Raw genomic sequence first — 20,837 nt, forward strand, 5'->3', positions numbered from 1 at the left:
CGTCGACCGCGGGAACGGTCACGACCGGGCGCCGGATGCCGTCGCCGTCCACGGCAATGCCACATCGACATGGAACATGCCGCGCCCGTCGACGCCGTACCGGCATGAGCCGCCCACGGCGTGCACCCGTGCCGTGAGCCCGGGCAGTCCGGAACCGATTCTCGTTTCCGGTGCCGCCGGGTCGCCGGCGTGCAGGTCGGCATCAGCGGATGATGTGATCGCGGTGGGTGGCGACGTCGGCGCCACCGGATTGCTCGCGTGGACGTGCACGCCGGTCTGCGGGCTGACGGTCACCTCCAGCGATATCGGCATGCCCGCCGCATGGCGCAGCGCGTTCGTCAGACTCTCCTGAATGGCCCGGTAGGCGACCTTGCCGATCGACTCATCCAGATCGCCCAGCTGACGGATATCGATCCACGTGTTGACCCGTGCGCCGGCCTGCCGCGCATCCGTGATCAGCGCATCCAACGATTCACGGGTCAACGCGGTGTCGTCGGTAGGCGCGAGCTGCTCCCACGCCTGCTGCGGATGACGCAGCATGTCGATGATCGCATGCGCCTCGTCCAGCGCGCCGGCGGCCTGCCGCCGGATTTCGTCCGCCTTAGCCGCCACGGACGCGATGTCCGCGCCGATCGCCGCATCGTCATCGGGCGATGATGCGGCCAGTCTGTTCGCCTCGGCCTGCAGGGCGCTCGCATTCAGGGCGATCAGCGACAGCGAATGTGCGAGCGTGTCGTGCGCCTCGGCGGCGATCGCGTCCGCGAGCTTCTGATCGTCGAGATCGTGCTGCAGATGCCGCACATGATGCTGCGCCGCCTGCGTCTGCGCGTCGGCCTGCGTGAGCCGTGCCCGCGAACGGATGTGCAGACCGATCAGCGTGGCGACGGCGACGCCGATCAGGCCGGTCGCCACGGCCGTGAGCACGATGGCTGTCTCGTTGGTCGTCACACGCGCCGCATCGCTGGATCGTGCAGAGAAGAGCTCATGCCAGAACGAGGTGCCCGCCGGGCGCATCGCGTCGCGCACCTGCGCCCAGACGGCCACAGGCACGGCCACGGCGACCGCGCGCACGATGCGCACGGTCGCCGAACGCCGGGCGACCAGTGCGGTCAACGCCATCAACATGAGCAGCGGGTCATAGGGGAAGACAAGTACCACCGCCAGACAGATCCAGAACACCGGTTCGGGATACACACCCCGTTTCAGCAGGACGAACGGCCACGCCAACGTCATCAAGGTGCTCACCATCAACCACGGGTACAGAAGACCGAGACTCGGATCCAGTCGTTCCGCCGTAAACGACACCTGGGTCAGGCACATGAACGCCGACGTGGGAATCATCAGCGCCGTGCACCAACGACGGGTGCGTACGGGTACCTCGTCATCATCGGACGGTCGGGGCGGCCATGCGATTCGTGGAAAGCTCATGGTCCCACTGTATTGCGCCGCCCGCTCGCCGACCATTGGACATGCGGGCGGCGATGGCATCCGTCCGATGCCCGAACGGGCAGCGAACCATGACCGTTCGTCCACTGACGTCCCGACGCCGTCTTCTGTAGCGTCGAATACGTCACCTACAAACGAGAAAGAAGGAACATCATGTCCGCTCCCAACGTGCAGCAGCCGTCGGCCCGACCCGCGCGGAGGTCAGGCGGCAAGCCGATCTGGAAACGCTGGTGGTTCTGGATCGCGGCCGTCGTCATCGTCATCGCGGTCGCCGCGAACATGAACGGCAACGACAGCCGGTCGGCATCCGATACGCAGCGGCCGTCATCCAGCCAAAGCCAGCGGTCCGATACGACGGACCGGTCGAACGACACGGCGAAGCAGGAGGAACCCAAGGTTCCCGCGGAATACCGGTCCGCACTCATCCAGGCCGACACCTACGCCAACGTCATGCATATGTCCAAGCAGGGCGTCTACGACCAGCTGGTCAGCGAATACGGCGGCAAATTCTCCGCCGAGGCCGCGCAGTACGCCATCGACAACGTGCACGCCGACTGGAACGCGAACGCGCTGGCCAAGGCGAAGACCTATCAGAACGACATGGCGATGTCGCCCGAGGCGATACGGGACCAGCTGGTCAGCGAGCACGGCGAGAGGTTCACCGCCGATGAGGCCGATTACGCCATCGAACATCTGAATGACTGAGCGGGAGTCTGCGGCGACACGCCGGGCGGTTGATCACGACACGCACGATGCGTTGCGGGCGATGGCGGCGTAAGGCCGATCCCGGAAACGCATCACGCGTGTCGTGATCACCCCGTCGGCGTGTCGCCCTCGTCCCGACCGCCAAGCTCCCGGCTGAAACTCATGGAATTCCAAGGTGACCTCCCGTAGGATAGGAGACGGAAACAAACCAAGGAGTCATCATGACATTCGGCCAGCAGCCGCAAGGCAACAACAACCAGTACGGCAACGTCAATGGCCAACCGCAGTATGGCCAGCCGCAATACGCGTACGCGCAGGGCCAGTCGCAGTACGCGTACGGCCCGAACGGCGCCGCCGCGATGAACGCGCAGGCGGCCTATTCCTACGAGCAGGTGCAGCAGGCGGAGCGCGCGTCCGTCACCCGCGCCTACGGCGAGATGACGATCGGCCTGATCATCACGGCCGTCGTCGCCGTCGTCGCGCAGATGACCGGCGCCTACATCGGATTCCTGCAGGCCACCGGCCTGATGGGCATCCTGCTGTTCGTCATCATCCAGGTCGGCATGGCCATGTATCTCGGCGCGCGCATCATGACCATCAAGGCGTCCACCGCCCGCGTCATGTTCTACGTGTACGCCGCGCTCATGGGCTTCACCCTGAGCTCGATCTTCATGGTCTACGATCTCGGCTCGATCGGCCTCGCGCTCGGCATGACCGCCCTGTTCTTCTTCGTGCTCACCATGTTCGGCCTGACCACGAAGATGGATATGCTCAAGGCCGGTCCGATCCTCATGGTCGCGCTGATCGTGCTCATCGTCTCGCAGCTCATCCTCGCGTTCCTGCCGGTCAGCGGCATGACGCAGATCGTGTGCGCGCTCGGTCTGATCATCTTCGCCGGCATGACGATGTACGACGCGCAGCAGACGCGCGCCCTGTTCGCCGCGTATGAGGCGCAGGGCCCGGAGATGATCAGGAAGATCTCCGTCGTGTGCGCGCTCAACCTGTATCTCGATTTCGTGAACATGTTCATGTATCTGCTGCAGCTGTTCGGCAACAGGGACTGACGACGCGGCGTCCCGTCGCGTTCGTCTCGCGCCCGACGACAGGCTCGGTCACCATGTGGCCGGGCCTTTTGCGTGGCGTCGGCGCGCGCCGCTACGGTGGTGCCTCATGAAGAGACAGGAACTGATCGGGCTGCTGTGCCTGCTGCTGACCGCGCTGATCTGGGGGTTCGCGTTCGTCTCCCAGGTGCAGGGCATGGATTCGATGACCCCGCTATTCTTCAACGCGACGCGGTTCACGCTCGGTGCGGTTTCGCTGGTGCCGCTGCTGCTCTGGCGACGGGCGCGACACGTCGCCGCGGACGAGCGGCCGCAGCAGTCGTCGCCGGCCGCACGCCTGCTCGCCAACCCCGCGGTCGTCGGCGCGATCTGCGGCGTGTTCCTGTTCACCGCAAGCACCCTGCAGCAATACGGCATCCTGTATGGCCGCTCGGCCGGCCGCGCCGGGTTCATCACCGCGCTGTACATCGTGATGGTGCCGTTGCTTGCGTTCGTGTTCCTGCATCGGCGCGTGCATCTCATGACGATCGCTGCCGTCGTGGTCGCGGTCGTCGGATTCTATTTCCTGTGCGTCACCGACGGGTTCGGCTCGCTCACACTGGCCGACCTGCTGCTGCTGTTCACCGCAGTGCTGTTCGCCGCGCATATTCTCGTGATCGACACGCTCGGCTCGCAGATCGACGCGCTGATGCTCTCGTTCGGCCAGTTCGTGACGACGGCCGCGCTCAGTTGGATCGGTTCGCTGATCGAGGGATCGGTCGACTGGGCCGGCGCGATGCAGTCGTGGGAGGCCGTGCTGTACGCCGGCATCGGTTCGGTGGGCATCGCCTACACGTTGCAGGTAGTCGGCCAGCAGTGGGTGCCGCCGACGCAGGCCAGCCTCGTCATGTCGCTCGAATCGTTCTTCTCGGTGGTCGGCGGTGCACTGCTGCTCGGCGAGGTCATGACCCCGCGCGGCTATCTCGGCTGTGCGCTCATCTTCGCCGGCACGATGCTCGCCCAGTTGCCCGCTAATCCGCTTTCGGCGCTTCGCCGACCTGGGGAGCCCCGTTGATGTCGCGGTGGATGTTCTGCATCTGCGTCTCGATGTTCTGCAATGACCGCGCGCAGTCGAGCAGCGTCTGCGAATGCTCGCTGAGCTTCGCATCCGGCAGGTCGGTCTTGTAGCGCAGCGCGTGTTCGAGACTCGCCCAGTAGTCCATCGCGATGGTGCGGAACTGCACTTCGACCGGCGTGTAGTGCGCGCCGGACGACAGGAACACCGGCACCGCGTAGATCACGTGCAGCGAACGGTAGCCGTTCTGCTTCGGATTCTTGATGTAGTCCTTGACACGCAGCACGGAGATGTCGTTCTGCGCGGACAGATAGTTCGATACGGAGTACACGTCGTCGCGGTAGTTGCAGATCACGCGAATGCCGGCGACGTCGAACAGGTTGTCCTTGATCGACGTGACGTTGAGCGGCAGCCCCTTGCGTTCCAACTTGCCGAGGATCGAATTGACCGACTTGAGGCGACGCTCCATGTGATGGATCGGATCGTGCGCGAACCGCACCTGGAATTCGGAGTCGAGGATCTCGAGTTTGGTGCTGATCTCATACATCGCGCCCTCGTAGACCTGCATGAGGTCGACGAATTCGGTGATCTGTTCGGTGGGGAACTGATCGTCGGCATGTCCCAGCGCCTTCAGCCTGGCTTTGAGATCGTTCGTGTTGATGCGGCTCTGTCGGTCAAGTATCACGGTCAATATCATAGCCGCCGGTGTGCGGAGGAACTGAAAAATTCCTGTGTCGGGGGACCTGCTGCCCGTCGCGTCGCGCTGGCGGGGGCAATCGTTACGATGGTGGGTTATGAATGAAGACATGATGACCGAGGCGGAGCGTGCCTCGAAACTGGCCGAACCGGCGGGCGACGGCGTTGCCGAGACCTCCAACCGCGGCAAGGGCGTGTACTACGTGCATACGCTCGGCTGCCAGATGAACGTGCACGATTCCGAACGCATCGCCGGCGTGCTCGAATCCGACGGCTATGTACCGGCCACCGAAGAGCAGGTGATCGACAAGGACATCGACCTGATCGTCATGAACACGTGCGCGGTGCGTGAGAACGCGGCCGAACGCATGTACGGCACGATCGGCCTGTGGGCGCAGATGAAGCGCGAACGGCCAAACCTGCAGATCGCGGTCGGCGGCTGCATGGCCCAGCTCGACCGGCAGAAGATCGCGAAGAAGGCCCCGTGGGTGGATGCGGTGTTCGGCACGAAGAACATCGGATCCCTGCCGCGGCTGCTCGACCAGGCGCGCATGATCGGCGAACCGCAGGTTGATGTGGTCGACAAGCTCGACTATTTCCCGAGCCAGCTGCCGACCGCGCGTGCCTCGCGCGTCTCGAGCTGGGTGTCGATCTCGATCGGCTGCAACAACACGTGTACGTTCTGCATCGTGCCGACCACGCGCGGCAAGGAGCACGACCGTCGCCCCGGCGACATCCTCGCCGAGATCCGCCAATGCGTCGACAACGGCGCGAAGGAGGTCACGCTGCTCGGCCAGAACGTGAACTCGTTCGGCTACGGCATCGGCGACCGGTACGCGTTCAGCAAGCTGCTGCGTGCGTGCGGTGAGATCGACGGTCTGGAGCGTGTGCGCTTCACGTCGCCGCATCCGGCCGCGTTCACCGACGACGTGATCGCCGCGATGGCCGAGACGCCGAACATCATGCACCAGCTGCACTTCCCGCTGCAGTCCGGCTCCGACCGCATCCTGCGTGCGATGCGCCGCTCGTACCGTTCCGCGAAGTTCCTCGACATCCTCGGCAGGATCCGCGAGGCCATGCCGGACGCGCAGATCTCCACCGACATCATCGTCGGCTTCCCCGGCGAGACCGACGAGGATTTCGAGGAGACGATGCGCGTGGTGCGCGAGGCCCGGTTCTCGTCCGCGTTCACGTTCGAATACTCGCCGCGCCCCGGCACGCCGGCCGCCGCGATGGAGCAGGTGCCGCACGAAGTGGTGCAGGAGCGGTTCGAGCGGCTTGTGGCGCTGCAGGAGCAGATCACGGCCGAGGAGCTCGCGAAGTTCGAAGGACGCGATATCGAGGTGATGATCACCGGCGCGGCGGGCAAGAAGGATTCCGCCACGCATCGCGTGACCGGCCGCGAGAGGACCGGCGTGCTCGTGCATATCGGCGTGCCCGACGGCGAGCCGATGCCCGAGGTCGGTGATTTCGTGACCGCGACCGTCACCCACGCCGGACGGCACAACCTCATCGCCGATCCCGATCCGGCCAAGGGCCAGACGTATTCGGTGCGTCACTGAGATCATGGGCATGGCTCCCCTCAGCGAGGGGAGCCATCATCATGCGTGGAGCCACATACAGCAGTAAGGGGAAAGATCACATGACACCACGGGTCGTCTCGATCGTCGGACCCACCGCATCGGGCAAGACCGGCCTCGGCATCGCCATCGCCAAGGCGCTGGAGACGCGCGGCGAGCACGCCGAGATCGTCAACGCCGACGCCTACCAAATGTACCGCGGCATGGACATCGGCACCGCCAAGGCCACGCCCGAGGAGCAGGCCGAGGTCCGGCATCATCTCATCGACGTCATCGAACCGGACGACGCGATGTCGGTCGCACGGTTCCAGCAGCTCGCGCGCGACTGCATCCGCGACCTGCAGTCGCAGGGCATCCGACCGATCATGGTCGGCGGCTCCGGCCTGTACGCACGCGCCGCGATCGACGACATCTCATTCCCCGGCACCGACCCCGACGTACGCAGGCGGCTTGAGGAGCGCGAGAAGACCGAAGGCGCCGGCGCACTGTTCGCCGAGCTTAAGGTCAAGGACCCGCAAGCGGCCGCCCGCATGGACCCGCACAACCCACGGCGCACCATCCGCGCGCTCGAGGTCATCGCAGTGACCGGCAAACCGTATTCGGCGAGCCTGCCACGCTACCGGTATGTGATTCCCACCGTGCAGATCGGCCTCGACCTGCCACGCGAGGAACTCGACCGACGTATCGACATTCGTACCAAGCGGATGCTCACCGGCGGGTTCATCGAAGAGGTCGAACGGCTGCGTCCGCGACTCGGCATGACGGCCAGCCGCGCGCTCGGCTACCAGCAGGTCATCGACTATCTCGACGGCCTCGCCGACCTCGACGACACGTACATGGACATCGCGCAGAAGACCAAGCGACTCGCCCGCAAGCAGATGGGCTGGTTCGGCCGCGACCCGCGCATCCACTGGCTGCAGGCGCTCAACCCGAGCCTTACCGACAACGCGATGGCGATCATCGCGCATGCGGACGCGGGGGACTACGATCCGATCGACGCGCACGCCGACGAGTACGTGCAGCATCATCTCGGCGACATCGGCTGAGTATCATGCCCGCGGCGCGGCCGGTATGGTTTCAGCCAGCCATGCCGGCGACGGACAGGGGAGAAGCCGTCAGTGGGCGGGACCCTGCTCCCAGCCGGCGATCAGAAACGTGCGTGTCGGATTCGCCGGGCGCACGATTCCACTGAACAGCCGCTCGAAGCCGCCGATATCCCCGCGATACGCCGCATGCTTCGCGGCCTTGTATCCGTCGCGGCTCACCGGCCCCCAGTCGAGATCCCAGCCGGCGTCATGCGCGAGCCGCGACGCGAAGATGCGCAGCGTCATCGCATTGCCGCCCTTGAACGGATGCAGATAGCCGAGCTCGTCATAGACATGGGCCAATTCGCGCACGAACACGTCGCGGTCCAACGCCACCAGATTGCGCTTGTCGGACAGTTCGGTCGCGATGTTCAACGCGCCCGTCTCGATGAGCGCCGCCGGAAAGAACGTCTCCGGGTTCTTGGCGAGTGCCCGGTCGCTGGTCACCTCGCGCGTCGTGTTCGCCGTGCGCAGATGGCCCGCATCGGAGAACACGCCCTCGAACAGTCCGGTATGGATCGCCGTCAGCTCATCCAGATTCCCGCTCGGCGACCACCCACGTTCCACCAGCAGCACGGTGCGCGCCACGATGCTGCTCGCATGATCCGCGGCATGATCGTCGAGACTGCCATCGGCCAACCGGCCTCCCACGATGCCGGATGTTTCGGCGTCCGCCGCATCGATCAGCGCGGACACGTCGATGTCGCCGCGCTCGTACCGTCCCAAGGCGTGCATCGTCGCATCGCCGGGCCGCATCGCTTCCAACGCGCAGTTCTTCAGTGCAAATGCGACTGCGCTCGCACGTTCAGCTGGAGTCATAGGCCCATCCTAGCCGATGCGCGGCGTAACGACGAACCGCGGCGACGAGCCGCGGCGCCGGCGCCGTCGCGTCCGCCTGGCCGGCGAAATGACGGGGCATGGGTAGAATCGTGAACCGTTATGGCACGAACAGCATCCTCATCAGGCAAGAACGGCAACGGCAACCCGCGTTCGGGGGCGCGCGGCGACGAACCCGCGACCGACATGGCGGACGAATCCCTCGGCAAGAAGATCCTGCTCGCGATCCCGCGGGCGTTCGGTGCGGCCGTACGATCGATCGCCGGCGTGGGGGAGTATGATCCGGCGTACCGCCGCGACGGGCTGTGCTTCGCGATGATCGTGCTGGCCGTCTGTTTCTGCGCTTCCGAATGGTTCCGCGTCAACGGTGTGCTCGGCCGCATCCTGCACGCGTGCGCCGCCGGTCTGTTCGGCATGATGAGCGTGATCGTGCCGGTGCTGTTGGTGCTGGTCGCCGTGCGGCTGATCCGCAACTCCGGCAAGAACTCCGACAATCCGCGTGTCGTGACCGGCTGGGTGCTGCTGCTGTGGTCGATCTGCTCGATCATCGACGTGGTCGTCGCGGCCGACACGCCGGGCTTCGACATCACGCTGCTGCAGCGTGCGGGAGGACTGTTCGGCTTTGTGCTCGGCTCGCCGTTGGCATGGGGACTTTCCGACGCGTTCGCGATCATCGTGTTCGTGGTGATCGGCCTGTTCGCGCTGCTGCTCATCACACGGACGCATGTGACCGATCTGCCCGACAACGTGCGCGCCCTGAGGGAACGGCTCGGCGGTGCGGCCGCGTCCGACGCCGACGACGACCAATTCCCGAACGAGGTGCGCGTCGGTGACGACACGTTGTCGTTCTCCGACGGCGTACCCGCGCATGACGGATCCGACGACGGGACCGATGGCCGCAAGCCCGCCAAGCAGGGCTTTTTCGCGAGGCTGTTCGCGCGGCGGCATCACGACGACGACCGGTCGCTCGACCGGTACGCCGGCGACGATCCGTTCGACCACGCCGCCGACCGCCACGGCGAAGCCGCCGAAACGTCCCTGCGCGACCCGGCCGCCGCCGTGCCGACCCGCAGCGTCTCGTCGAACGGTGGCGCATACGCGCACGATGCGATGTCGTCGCATGGCGACGCGACGCAGCGGTACGGCGCGGCCGGCGGCACCGCGGTGATGCCCACCCGTACGATCAGCGGCACGGCGACCGTTGCCATGCCCAACGACGCGACAGTCGCCACGCCGGTGTCGGCGGCGCAGGCAGCGGCCGACCCATGGGCCGGCGTCGCGCCGGACGGCACTGCCGCCATGCCGGCCGTCGGAGCGTCCGTCACACCGTCTGTCACGTCGTCGCCGGTGGCGACCGAACACGGCAACGTCGATCCGAACACCGGCGAGATCCTCGACGATCCGGACGAGGTCGCGGATCCGTCCGCGACGCCGGACGATGCGAACCGTCCATACCAGCTGCCGGATCTCAACATCCTCGCCAAAGGGCAGCCGCACGCGGCGCGCACCCCGGCCAACGACAACGTCATCCGCGCCCTGACCAACACGTTCCAGCAGTTCAACGTCGACGCGAAGGTCGTCGGCTTCCTGCGCGGGCCCTCCGTCACCCAGTACGAGGTCGAGCTCGGCCCCGGCGTCAAGGTCGAGAAGGTCACCAACCTGCAGAAGAACATCGCGTACGCGGTGGCCAGCTCCGACGTGCGCATCCTCTCGCCGATCCCGGGCAAATCCGCCATCGGCATCGAGATCCCGAACGTCGACCGCGAGATCGTGCATCTGGGCGACGTGCTGCGTTCCGACAAGGCGCTTAACGACCCGACGCCGATGCTCACCGGCGTCGGCAAGGACGTGGAGGGTCGGTTCGTCACCGCCGACCTCACCAAGATGCCGCACCTGCTCGTCGCCGGCGCGACCGGCTCCGGCAAGTCGAGCTTCATCAACTCGATGCTCACGTCGATCATCATGCGTGCCACGCCCGAACAGGTGCGCATGATCATGGTCGACCCCAAGCGCGTCGAACTGTCCGCATACGCGGGCATCCCGCACCTGCTCACGCCGATCATCACCGACCCGAAGAAGGCCGCGCAGGCGCTCGAATGGGTCGTCAAGGAGATGGACGCGCGCTACTCCGACCTCGAGTTCTTCGGCTTCCGCCACATCAAGGACTTCAACGAGGCCGTGCGCGCCGGCAAGGTGCACGCGCCCGCCGGCTCGCAGCGCAAAGTCGCCCCGTATCCGTACATCCTTGTGGTCGTCGACGAGATGGCCGACCTCATGATGGTCGCCAAGAACGACGTCGAAAGCTCCATCCAGCGCATCACGCAGCTCGCGCGAGCCGCCGGCGTGCACCTCGTGCTCGCCACGCAGCGCCCGTCCGTCGATGTCGTCACCGGTCTCATCAAGGCGAACATCCCGTCCCGGTTGGCGTTCGCGACCTCGTCGGCCACCGACTCGCGCGTCATCCTCGACACGGTCGGCGCCGAGACGCTCATCGGCCAGGGCGACGCCCTGTTCCTGCCGATGGGCCAGGCCAAGCCGATGCGCGTGCAGGGCTCGTGGGTGAGCGAATCCGAAATCCGCAAGGCCGTCGAATTCGTACGCACCCAGCGCAAGCCGCGCTATCGCGAGGACATCGAGGAAATGGCCAAGGAAGCCGAGAAGTCCGCCGTCGAACCGGACGAGGAGATCGGCGACGACATGGACGTGCTGCTGCAGGCCGCCGAACTCGTCGTCACCACGCAGTTCGGCTCCACGTCGATGCTGCAGCGCAAGCTGCGCGTCGGCTTCGCCAAGGCCGGTCGACTCATGGATTTGCTCGAATCTCGCGGCGTGGTCGGCCCATCCGAAGGCTCCAAGGCACGGCAGGTGCTCGTCCAGCCGCAGGATCTGCCGGCGGTGCTCGCGTTCATCCGCGGCGAGACGAGCACGATCCAGCGTTCCGGCGCGGCGGCGGGCGCGCCCGCGTCGCAGCAGGGCGAACTGGGGGAGTGAACCGGCTTCCCGGTTCGCCTTTCAGCCAATTCCCGGCATCCTCCCATCCGAGGTAGCAACGTAAGGGTATCGTGAACAGTATGGAAAACGACAAGATCGAAAGCCAGCAATCCGCCAAGTCGTCCCTGCTGGACGGCTGGAACGCGCCGCCGAACCTCGTCACCTACTCGCGCATCGTGCTCGTGGTGATCTTCCTCGGCCTGTACATCGCGGCAGGCCCGTGGGGCGTGGAGCACTATGCCATGCGCTGGGCGGCCGCGATCCTGTTCATCGTCGCCGCGTCCACCGACAAACTCGACGGCTGGATGGCGCGCACGTTCAACCAGGTCACCGAGCTTGGCAAGCTCATGGACCCGATCGCCGACAAGCTGCTCACCTGCGCCACGCTCATCGTGGCCGCCGCGTTCGGCGAGCTCGGGCCGACGGCGCTCGGCTGGATCGTCGTCGCGCTGTTCCTGATCCGCGAGGTCGGCATCACCGTCATGCGCTTCTTCGTCATCGACACCGGCGGCAAGGTCATCGCCGCCGCATGGCCGGGCAAGCTCAAGACGCTGTTCCAGTGCATCGGCTTGGCGATGCTGCTTCTGCCGTTCTGGCAGTTCGCGGGCGGCACCGGCGACAATCCGATGTGGCTGACCATCTACCTGTTCGTCACGTATCTCATGATCTACGTGGCGCTGATCCTGTGCCTGTACTCCGGAGGCGTGTATCTCTACAACACGTTCCACGGGCGCGGCAAGGGCGGGAAGGCTGCGGCCGACGCCCGTTAGACGGATGCGTGCCTTCGGCTCCCCGGTTGCGGGGAGCCGTTTTTCGTTACGGCGCGATGTTCGGCAAAGGAATGACGACTGACTGGCATGACTGACATGAACGACTTGACTAATGTGACTGACTTGAACGGTGCTGCTGATGCCGCCGGTGCTGCTGATGCCGCCGGTGCGGCCGACGGCGGGCGCGGTCTCGCCGGACGCTGCGACGCGTGCGCGACGGCGATCCTGCGCATATGCGAGGTGCGCCGATGGAAGATCGCGGCGGCGGAATCGTTGACGGGCGGACTGCTCGCGGACGCGTTCGTGCGCATCCCCGGTGCGTCCGCCGTGATGCTGGGGTCGGCCGTCACCTACGACATCCATGCCAAGGCGTCGGTGCTGGGCGTCGATCGCGACCTGCTGGAGCGCGAGGGGGCGGTGCATCCCGAGGTCGCACGGCAGATGGCGGCCGCGACCGCACGGCTATACGCACAGCCGGCGTACGACGGACGGATCGTCGGCCTATCGACCACCGGTGTGGCGGGGCCGGGGCCGGACGGCGACAAGCCGGCGGGACTGGTGTACATCGGCGTGTCGATGCCGGGGAGCGGTGGCGTCGGCGGCGACGGGCGGCGCACGATCGCGCGCGAACTGCATCTGGACGGTACACGCGAGCAGGTGCGGCGACTGACCGTGCTGAGCGTGCTGGAGACGGTGCTCGCCATGTTGGACGATCCGACGCACGACGGGGGCGACGCCGGGGCGGTGCGGTGATGTCAGCAAAACTTGCGTGGATTCACAGCAAGTTTTCAGGAATAAACGGTGCCGACCGGTGTTGAAGGTAATGGAAACACTGAACGAACGAAGGAGCGCCGAGATGGAAACGATGACCCGCACCGCCGACACGATGAACGTCGAGGAACTGAGCCCGCTGGCCGCGCGTCCGGGGAGCGCGCGCATGCGCGATCTCACGCCGGCGCAGCGCCGTGCGGTGATGTTCGCCCAGCAGCAGGTGCTGGCCGCGCGCGCCGCCAAGAAGGCCAAGGACGAACGCAAGGCGGCATTGAGCCGCATGTGGCAGGAGGAGGATTCCTCCGATGCGCGCACGCGTGGCATGTCGCACGTGCGCGAGACCGTCGTCGAACCCCATGACGTGTCGTTGCGCGAGGCCATCGGCCATGTGCTGCGCGAGCTGCGCACCCGCGACCGCAAGACCCTGCGTGAGGTCAGCGAAAAGGCCGGCGTGTCGCTCGGCTACCTGTCCGAGGTGGAGCGCGGCCAAAAGGAGGCCAGCTCCGAGCTGCTCAGCTCCATCGCCGAATCGCTGGGCGTGAGCACGCCGAAGATGCTGCGCATGGTCGCCGACTACCTCGAATCCGTCGAGGCGTAAGGCCGGCCGGGTGCCGACCATGTATCTCGGTCGGGCATTCGGATCCGAGGCGCATGCGTGAGTCGCGACTTTCTCAACGGACATGCAGCCGATTTCCTAGTGGGAATCGGCTGCATGTCCGTTGCTGGTTGTGCGGGAATATGCCGTCGGACGGGCGGACGGCGGTGCGCGGACGGGTGTTGTAGACTGGGGTGCCGTGCGAGAACGGGAATTCTGGGAACTGGTGGACGAGGTGTTCGGTCACGGCTACGGGCGCAGCCTGTCGCGCGACCAGCGGTTGCTGAAACTGGACGGCATGACCGTGGTGGAGGCGCTGGCCGCCGGCGAACAGCCGCGTGTGATATGGAACGTGCTCTGCGACCAGATGGATGTTCCCGACGACCGGCGATGGGGACGCGACCATCAGGCGCCACCGCTGCCGGCCGGGTTCGGTCGATGACGACACGCCGGCGATGCTGGGAAAGTGCAATTTTTCGAACAAATGTTCGCAACTGTGGGTATAGTTATCCACAGTGACAGCACGTCGTCGGATGTGGCGGGCGTTGTGCACTTACGCCGTAATCCCTTACGGCAGTAAGGGTGCGCGATTTTCGACACGCCCGAAGCGGAAGCCTTCGACCACAAGGGTCGATACGGCTTGCGCATGGGTGCGGCCGATCCGTAGCGTGGAAGTGCACCGTCACCGCAACAGGCAAGGAGAAACTCATGGCACAGCAGACCAACGGTTCGGCGAAGCAGCCGGACGCCGGCAAACCCGGCATCGACCCGCGTCGCCAGGCGGCGCTCGACACGGCGCTGGCCCAGGTCGAAAAGAGCTTCGGCAAGGGCTCGGCGATGCGTCTCGGCGACAAGCCCGAGCAGAACGTCGAAGTGATCCCGACCGGATCACTGGCATTGGACATGGCGCTCGGCATCGGCGGCCTGCCCAAGGGCCGCATCGTCGAGATCTATGGCCCGGAATCCTCCGGCAAGACCACGCTGGCGTTGCACGTGGTCGCCAATGCGCAGAAGGCCGGCGGCGTGGCCGCGTTCATCGACGCGGAGCATGCGCTTGACCCGGTCTATGCACGCAAGCTCGGCGTCGACACCGATTCGCTGATCGTCTCGCAGCCAGACAACGGCGAACAGGCGTTGGAGATCGCCGACATGCTCATTCGCTCGGGCGCCCTCGACGTGATCGTCATCGACTCGGTCGCGGCGCTGGTGCCGAAGGCCGAGATCGAGGGCGACATGGGCGACAGCCATGTCGGCCTGCAGGCGCGTCTGATGAGCCAGGCATTGCGCAAGATGACCGGCGCCCTGTCGCAGGCCGGCACCACCGCCATCTTCATCAACCAGCTGCGTGAGAAGATCGGCGTGTTCTTCGGCAGCCCGGAGACCACCACCGGCGGCAAGGCGCTGAAGTTCTACGCGTCCGTCCGCCTCGACATCCGCCGCATCCAGACCATTAAGGTCGGCGACGAAGCCGTCGGCAACCGCACGAAGGTCAAGGTCGTCAAGAACAAGATGGCGCCGCCGTTCAAGTCCGCCGAATTCGACGTGCTGTACGGCGAGGGCATCTCGACTGAGGGGTCGGTGCTCGACATGGCGTTGCAGTGCGGCGTCGTCAAGAAATCCGGCTCGTGGTTCACCTACGATGGCGAACAGCTGGGGCAGGGGCGCGAAAACGTGCGTAAGTTCCTCAAGGAGAATCCGGACGTCACCGAAGAGATCGGCAACAAGGTCAAGATCGAGTTCGGTCTGATCCCTGCGCAGGACCAGTTCGCCGAAGACGATGGGACCACGAACGCCGACGGCGGAGCGGAGGGCGGCAAAGCCGGCGACGTGTCAAAGGACGCCAAGTCCGCCGCCAAGACGGACAAGGCCGCGTGAGGCGCTGAACCATGATCGATGCCAAGGACTTTCTCGCGTCCCGGCCGCCGGTGCTGGATGGCGTCGGGACGCCGGAGCCTGACGTTGCGCCGGCGTTTGACGAGCCGCATGGTTCCGGAGCCATGGCGCGGGATCGTCATGGCATGTGTCGTGGCGGCCGCGCGCGTGTCGGCGGTGGTGCGGATCGTCGCGCCGTGGGCCGCCGTTCCCGCGGCGGATTCGGGCCGGTGACGTTGGCCGAGGATCCGCAGGACGTGGACTCCTGCCGGGAGGCGGCGTTGCGCCTGTTGGATGCGGCGCCGCGGTCATCCGGCGCGTTGCGAGACCGGCTGTGCGACAAAGGCTACGACGCCGATGTGGCCGATGCCGTGGTCACGCGTCTGACCGAGGTGCGTTTGCTGGACGACGAATCCTACGCCCAGTCGGTCGTGCGATACTGCGCCGGCCGCATGATGGGCGCCCGCGGCACGATGATGGAGCTGAGCCGCAAGGGCGTGCCCCGGGAGATCGCCCGCAGGGCCGTCGCGCAGGCCGATGAGACGGGTGTCTTCGAAGACGCCGCGTGGGAGTTGGGCCGACGCTACGCGCGCAAGACCGAAGGCATGGATCCCGACAAACGGCGTCAGCGTTTCTGGTCGGCCGGCGGCCGCAAAGGCCACGATCCGGAGACGCTGCGCCGGGTGGCCGGCGAACTGCTGTAATCGGAGGCACCGCCGCCGCGACGGCGGGTGCCGGATGCGCATCGTCGCATGCCGTGAATGCCGCGATATACGGCGCTGCACAGGAAAGAGGAAAGTGAGACCTCTTATACCCCGGGTTCTGTCACGCCGCATACGCGGCGCGGATGGCCATCCATCTCGACCTGACGTCGCCGCCAGGCTCTAGCAGCCTACCCGAAGGCATCGGGCGAGCAGCCCTCAAACGCCTTCTGCTTGGCCTTGCTCCCGATGAGGCTTGCCATGCGGCCTGCCGTTGCCGGAGGCCCGGTGGTCTCTTACACCGCCGTTTCACCCTTACCGGCCGTGCGGCCGGCGGTCTGTTCTCTGCTGCGCTATCTCTCAGGTTGCCCTGGGCGGACGTTATCCGCCATCGTGCTCTATGGAGCCCGGAAGTTCCTCAGCCCGGATCGAAGATCGGGCCGCGGCCATCAAGAGGTCTCAAGCGCACCATCATACACGACGTCCGGCCGAGACCGCAGCCGGCACGTCGACGCCCGTCACGGCGCACGCATACCGCCAATGCAAGCACGGGAACGTTACCGCGACACGAAGAAAAACATCATTATTCTTCGGGCGAGTTTCCCGCCGTTTACCATTCGTTCGGCTACAATAAAACATACCGACGGCGAAGTCGCCGCTGGTTCGCCAAATAGCGGGTAGCACCGCTTGAGTCTAGGGAGGTCCACATGGAAATCGTCGTTACCGGACGCCACACGCAGGTCAAGCAGAGGTTCCGTGATGTCGTCGAAAGCAAGATGAATCGTGTGACCGCTATCGCCCCGGATGCTCAGCGCGCGCAGATCGTGTTGACGCACGAGGGCAACCCTCGCCAGGCCGATACCGCCAAGCGAGTGGAAATCACCGTCATCGCAGGCCGCACCGTGGTGCGTGCCGAGGCGTCGAGCACCGATGAGTTCAGCGCGCTCGATATGGCGCTCGACAAGCTGACCCTGCGTCTGCGCCGCACCCGCGACCGTCGCAAGGACCATCGTCGCGGCTACACCAACCCGGTTCCGGTCGACATGGGCGTCGTCGAACCCGAGGTTGAGGAGACCGTCGAGGAGGAGCCGAACAACAGCCCGGCCGCCGCGGTCGCCTCCGATCTCGGCCCCGGCGAGTCGGTGGAGGTTCAGGTCGGCGACACCCCGATCGTCATCCGTCGCAAGCTGCACATCGCCGAACCGATGACCATCGACGAGGCGCTGTACGAGATGGAACTCATCGGCCACGACTTCTTCCTGTTCGTCAACAAGGAGACCGGCCGTCCGTCCGTCGTCTACCACCGCCACGGCTGGAGCTACGGCGTCTTCGAGATCGACACCCCCGAGAACGTGCAGTGAACGACGATCCTCCGTCATGCAGCGGCATGACGGAGCGCCCGGCGGCACGGCAGGCCGGGTGAACGACCCATAACGGGATCCATAGCGAAAGGTCCGTACGGAACATGATCCGTACGGACCTTTTTTGCGCGTCACGTGGACGATATCGCCAAAAAATCGGCGTGTTCGCGTACTATGGACGAAGTTTGAGCCCGGTTCACGCCGAATTGGGCTATGCTCGTTTACGGTAACCAACTCTATAGGGAGCGAAACGTGGTAGATATCGTCGACAAAGCCCTGCGCATGGGCGAAGGCCGCCAGATCAAGAAACTGGAAAACGTGGCCAAGGCCGTGAACGCGTTGGAGGACGAGATTTCAGCCCTCAGCGATGAGGAGCTCAAGGGGCAGACCGCCAAGTTCAAGCAGCGCCTCGACAACGGCGAGAAGCTCGACAGCCTCATGCCGGAGGCATTCGCCACCGTGCGCGAGGTGTCCAAGCGCACGCTCGGCCAGCGTCACTTCGACGTGCAGCTCATGGGCGGCGCCGCCCTGCACTGGGGCAACATCGCCGAAATGAAGACCGGCGAAGGCAAGACCCTGGTCGCCACCCTGCCGAGCTACCTCAACGCGCTCGAAGGCAAGGGCGTGCACGTCGTCACCGTCAACGACTACCTCGCCAGCTACCAGAGCGAGCTCATGGGCCGCATCTACCGCTTCCTCGGCATGTCCGTCGGCTGCATCATCACCGAGCAGAAGCCGCCGGAGCGCCGCAAGCAGTACAACGCCGACATCACGTACGGCACCAACAACGAGTTCGGCTTCGACTACCTGCGCGACAACATGGCGTGGGAGAAGAGCGAGCTCGTGCAGCGCGGCCACCACTACGCCATCGTCGACGAGGTCGACTCCATCCTCATCGACGAGGCCCGCACCCCGTTGATCATCTCCGGTCCGGCCGAAGGCGACGTGACCCGCTGGTACCGCCAGTTCGCACGCCTCGTGCCGAAGCTGACCCGCGACGAGGACTACGAGGTCGACGAGAAGAAGAAGGTCGTCGGCATCCTCGACCCGGGCATCACCAAGGTCGAGGACTTCCTCGGCATCGACAACCTGTACGAGCCGAACAACACCGCGCTCATCGGCTACCTCAACAACGCCATCAAGGCCAAGGAGCTGTTCCTGCGCGACCGCGACTACGTCGTCACCCACGGCGAGGTGCTCATCGTCGACGAGCACACGGGCCGCATCCTGCCGGGCCGCCGCTACAACGAGGGCCTGCACCAGGCCATCGAGGCGAAGGAAGGCGTCGAGGTCAAGCCCGAGAACCAGACCTTCGCGACCATCACCCTGCAGAACTACTTCCGCATGTACGACAAGCTCGCCGGCATGACCGGTACCGCCGAGACCGAGGCGGCCGAGTTCATGGGCACCTACAAGCTCGGCGTGCTGCCGATCCCGACCAACAAGCCGATGATCCGCAAGGATCAGGACGACCTGATCTTCCGCACCAAGAAGGAGAAGCTGGCGGCCATCGTCAAGGACGTCGCCAAGCGCCACCACAAGGGCCAGCCGGTGCTGCTCGGCACCGCGTCCGTCGAATCGTCCGAGATCGTGTCCTCGCTGCTCGACGTGGCGAAGATTCCGCACAAGGTGCTCAACGCCAAGCAGCACGAGCAGGAGGCGGCCGTCGTGGCCGTCGCCGGCCGCAAGGGCGCCGTCACCGTGGCCACCAACATGGCCGGCCGTGGTACCGACATCATGCTCGGCGGCAACGTCGAGTTCCTCGCCGACGCCAAGCTCAAGTCCGAGGGCTACTCGCCGGACGACACGCCGGACGAGTACGAGAAGCGCTGGCCGGGCACCCTCGCGCAGATCAAAGAGCAGGTCAAGGACGAGCACGAGGAGGTCGTCGAACTTGGCGGCCTGTACGTGCTCGGCACCGAGCGCCACGAATCCCGCCGTATCGACAACCAGCTGCGCGGCCGTTCCGGCCGTCAGGGCGATCCGGGCGAATCCCGCTTCTACCTGTCGCTTGAGGACGATCTGATGCGCCTGTTCAACACGCAGCTCGTCGCCCGCGTCATGGCCAAGGGCATGCCGGAAGGCGAGCCGATCGAGTCGAAGAGCGTCTCCAAGGGCGTGCGCACCGCGCAGAAGGCCGTCGAATCGCGCAACTTCGAGATCCGCAAGAACGTGCTCAAGTACGACGACGTGATGAACAAGCAGCGCACCGTCATCTACTCCGAGCGCCAGGCCGTGCTGCAGGGCGAGGACATCCACAACGACATCGAGCGCTTCTTCGCCGACACCGTCGAAAGCTACGTCAAGGGCGCCAACAACAGCTCCGACAAGCCGAAGGACTGGGACTGGGAGGGTCTGCTCAAGGCCCTGCGCACCGTGTTCCCGATCGACTTCGACGTCGAGGCCGCCAAGGAGGCCGCCGGCAAGCTGAAGGGCGAGAAGGCCGTCGAGGCCGTGCGCGACGCGTTCGTGGAGACCATCAAGGCCGAATACGCCAAGCTCGAGGAGAAGATCGGCGCCGAAGGCCTGCGCCAGCTCGAACGCCGCGTCGTGCTCGCCGTGCTCGACCGCAAGTGGCGCGAGCACCTGTACGAGATGGACTACCTCAAGGACGGCATCGGCCTGCGCGGCATGGGCCAGCGCGACCCGCTGGTCGAATACCAGCGCGAAGGCTACCAGATGTACAACTCGATGATCGAGGCCATCAAGGAGGAGAGCGTGCAGCTGCTCTTCCACGTGGACGTCGAGCAGGTTGCCCGCACCGAGGATACCACCACCGAATCCGACGAGGATGCGGCCGTGGACACTGCCGAGGCCGCGCTGGGCATCGACACCGCCGAGGCGGAGAGCGAGGTGGCCGACACCGATGCCGAAGTGACTTCCGAGCCGAGCGAGGACGAATCCGACGAATCCGACGAGCAGGCCGCGGCCATCGCTGAGGCCGCCAAGGAATCCGAGGCCGGCGAGGCCACTGCACCGGTGGTCGCGGGCCCCGCGCCGATGAGCCACGCCGAAGGCAAGGTGCCGGCGAACAAGCGTCCGAAGAGCGATGAGCTCAAGACGCCGTGGGCCGACGGCCGCACGTTCCCGGGCACGCCGAAGAACGCGCAATGCCCGTGCGGTTCGGGCCGCAAGTACAAGATGTGCCACGGCCAGAACGAGCAGTGACATCGCCTCGATGACCGCCGCGGTGGCGGTCATCGCATGACGGCAGGCTTCCCGTGTTCCGGGAGCCTGCCGTTTTGCTATATGGAAGATCACGCAATGGGTAACGATAAGCCATTACAATAAGCGGCGATAACATCTAGCACG

Annotated in this window: 17 protein-coding genes and 1 other RNA gene; 14 read left to right on the forward strand and 4 right to left on the reverse strand. The window is 65.6% G+C overall.

Annotated features, from left to right (window positions below; all coding sequences use genetic code 11):
- Window positions 1-18 precede the first annotated feature (18 nt).
- On the reverse strand, window positions 19-1,341 hold the full coding sequence (locus tag DSM100688_RS01290) for a sensor histidine kinase (protein ID WP_152357633.1): 1,323 nt from the start codon (window positions 1,339-1,341) through the stop codon (window positions 19-21).
- Between the two features lie 258 nt (window positions 1,342-1,599).
- Here DSM100688_RS01290 and DSM100688_RS01295 point away from each other — a divergent pair, with 258 nt between their 5' ends.
- From DSM100688_RS01295 to DSM100688_RS01305, 3 genes are all read left to right on the forward strand, one after another.
- Window positions 1,600-2,151 (forward strand): Ltp family lipoprotein, encoded by a 552-nt coding sequence (locus DSM100688_RS01295; RefSeq protein ID WP_152357360.1) that lies wholly within the window; start codon window positions 1,600-1,602, stop codon window positions 2,149-2,151.
- A 221-nt stretch (window positions 2,152-2,372) separates the two neighbouring features.
- The gene (locus tag DSM100688_RS01300; protein WP_152357361.1) at window positions 2,373-3,215 is read left to right on the forward strand and encodes a Bax inhibitor-1/YccA family protein; all 843 of its coding nucleotides are present in this window, start codon (window positions 2,373-2,375) and stop codon (window positions 3,213-3,215) included.
- A 130-nt stretch (window positions 3,216-3,345) separates the two neighbouring features.
- The gene (locus DSM100688_RS01305) at window positions 3,346-4,266 is read left to right on the forward strand and encodes a DMT family transporter (RefSeq protein WP_152357634.1); all 921 of its coding nucleotides are present in this window, start codon (window positions 3,346-3,348) and stop codon (window positions 4,264-4,266) included.
- Here the strand turns inward: DSM100688_RS01305 and DSM100688_RS01310 are convergent.
- A complete protein-coding gene (locus DSM100688_RS01310; RefSeq protein ID WP_163146765.1) occupies window positions 4,223-4,963 on the reverse strand; it encodes a GTP pyrophosphokinase in 741 nt (246 codons plus the stop codon). The genes DSM100688_RS01305 and DSM100688_RS01310 overlap by 44 nt on opposite strands.
- Window positions 4,964-5,060: 97 nt before the next feature.
- Between DSM100688_RS01310 and miaB the strand changes: the two genes are divergently transcribed.
- Together miaB and miaA are read left to right on the forward strand one after the other, a co-directional pair.
- Window positions 5,061-6,524, forward strand: a complete 1,464-nt coding sequence (gene miaB / locus DSM100688_RS01315; protein ID WP_163146766.1) for a tRNA (N6-isopentenyl adenosine(37)-C2)-methylthiotransferase MiaB — start codon at window positions 5,061-5,063, stop codon at window positions 6,522-6,524.
- A gap of 80 nt (window positions 6,525-6,604) precedes the next feature.
- Complete coding sequence (gene miaA, locus DSM100688_RS01320) at window positions 6,605-7,588, forward strand: tRNA (adenosine(37)-N6)-dimethylallyltransferase MiaA (protein ID WP_152357363.1); 984 nt, start codon at window positions 6,605-6,607, stop codon at window positions 7,586-7,588.
- Window positions 7,589-7,657: 69 nt separating this feature from the next.
- Here miaA and DSM100688_RS01325 read toward each other — a convergent pair whose 3' ends face one another.
- Window positions 7,658-8,446 carry a Fic family protein gene (locus tag DSM100688_RS01325; RefSeq protein WP_152357364.1) on the reverse strand — a complete coding sequence of 263 codons (789 nt, stop codon included), beginning with the start codon at window positions 8,444-8,446 and terminating at the stop codon, window positions 7,658-7,660.
- A 204-nt stretch (window positions 8,447-8,650) separates the two neighbouring features.
- On the opposite strand from DSM100688_RS01325, the gene DSM100688_RS01330 reads away from it, so the two are divergent.
- The 7 genes from DSM100688_RS01330 to DSM100688_RS01360 all read left to right on the forward strand — a co-directional run bounded on the left by DSM100688_RS01330 (window position 8,651) and on the right by DSM100688_RS01360 (window position 16,167).
- A complete protein-coding gene (locus DSM100688_RS01330) occupies window positions 8,651-11,455 on the forward strand; it encodes a DNA translocase FtsK 4TM domain-containing protein (RefSeq protein WP_239519300.1) in 2,805 nt (934 codons plus the stop codon).
- An 80-nt stretch (window positions 11,456-11,535) separates the two neighbouring features.
- Window positions 11,536-12,225, forward strand: coding sequence for a CDP-diacylglycerol--glycerol-3-phosphate 3-phosphatidyltransferase (pgsA, locus tag DSM100688_RS01335; RefSeq protein ID WP_152357366.1), 690 nt, complete (start codon window positions 11,536-11,538; stop codon window positions 12,223-12,225).
- A 222-nt stretch (window positions 12,226-12,447) separates the two neighbouring features.
- A complete protein-coding gene (locus DSM100688_RS01340) occupies window positions 12,448-12,978 on the forward strand; it encodes a CinA family protein (RefSeq protein ID WP_240811834.1) in 531 nt (176 codons plus the stop codon).
- 103 nt (window positions 12,979-13,081) lie between these two features.
- Window positions 13,082-13,594 carry a helix-turn-helix domain-containing protein gene (locus DSM100688_RS01345; protein WP_152357367.1) on the forward strand — a complete coding sequence of 171 codons (513 nt, stop codon included), beginning with the start codon at window positions 13,082-13,084 and terminating at the stop codon, window positions 13,592-13,594.
- A gap of 196 nt (window positions 13,595-13,790) precedes the next feature.
- Window positions 13,791-14,033, forward strand: a complete 243-nt coding sequence (locus tag DSM100688_RS01350; RefSeq protein ID WP_152357368.1) for a DUF3046 domain-containing protein — start codon at window positions 13,791-13,793, stop codon at window positions 14,031-14,033.
- A 266-nt stretch (window positions 14,034-14,299) separates the two neighbouring features.
- The gene (gene recA, locus DSM100688_RS01355) at window positions 14,300-15,466 is read left to right on the forward strand and encodes a recombinase RecA (RefSeq protein WP_152357369.1); all 1,167 of its coding nucleotides are present in this window, start codon (window positions 14,300-14,302) and stop codon (window positions 15,464-15,466) included.
- Window positions 15,467-15,609: 143 nt separating this feature from the next.
- Window positions 15,610-16,167: a regulatory protein RecX gene (locus DSM100688_RS01360; RefSeq protein WP_239519303.1), complete on the forward strand. Its 558-nt coding sequence runs from the start codon at window positions 15,610-15,612 to the stop codon at window positions 16,165-16,167.
- Window positions 16,168-16,258: 91 nt separating this feature from the next.
- On the opposite strand, the gene rnpB is transcribed toward DSM100688_RS01360, so the two are convergent.
- Window positions 16,259-16,626: RNase P RNA component class A (gene rnpB / locus DSM100688_RS01365), an RNA gene on the reverse strand.
- 245 nt (window positions 16,627-16,871) lie between these two features.
- On the opposite strand from rnpB, the gene hpf reads away from it, so the two are divergent.
- Window positions 16,872-17,525: a ribosome hibernation-promoting factor, HPF/YfiA family gene (gene hpf, locus DSM100688_RS01370; RefSeq protein ID WP_152357371.1), complete on the forward strand. Its 654-nt coding sequence runs from the start codon at window positions 16,872-16,874 to the stop codon at window positions 17,523-17,525.
- 252 nt (window positions 17,526-17,777) lie between these two features.
- Window positions 17,778-20,693 (forward strand): preprotein translocase subunit SecA, encoded by a 2,916-nt coding sequence (gene secA / locus DSM100688_RS01375; protein ID WP_152357372.1) that lies wholly within the window; start codon window positions 17,778-17,780, stop codon window positions 20,691-20,693.
- Window positions 20,694-20,837: the final 144 nt, after the last annotated feature.

Origin of the sequence: Bifidobacterium ramosum, from assembly GCF_009299505.1 — a bacterium.
GTDB lineage: Bacteria > Actinomycetota > Actinomycetes > Actinomycetales > Bifidobacteriaceae > Bifidobacterium > Bifidobacterium ramosum.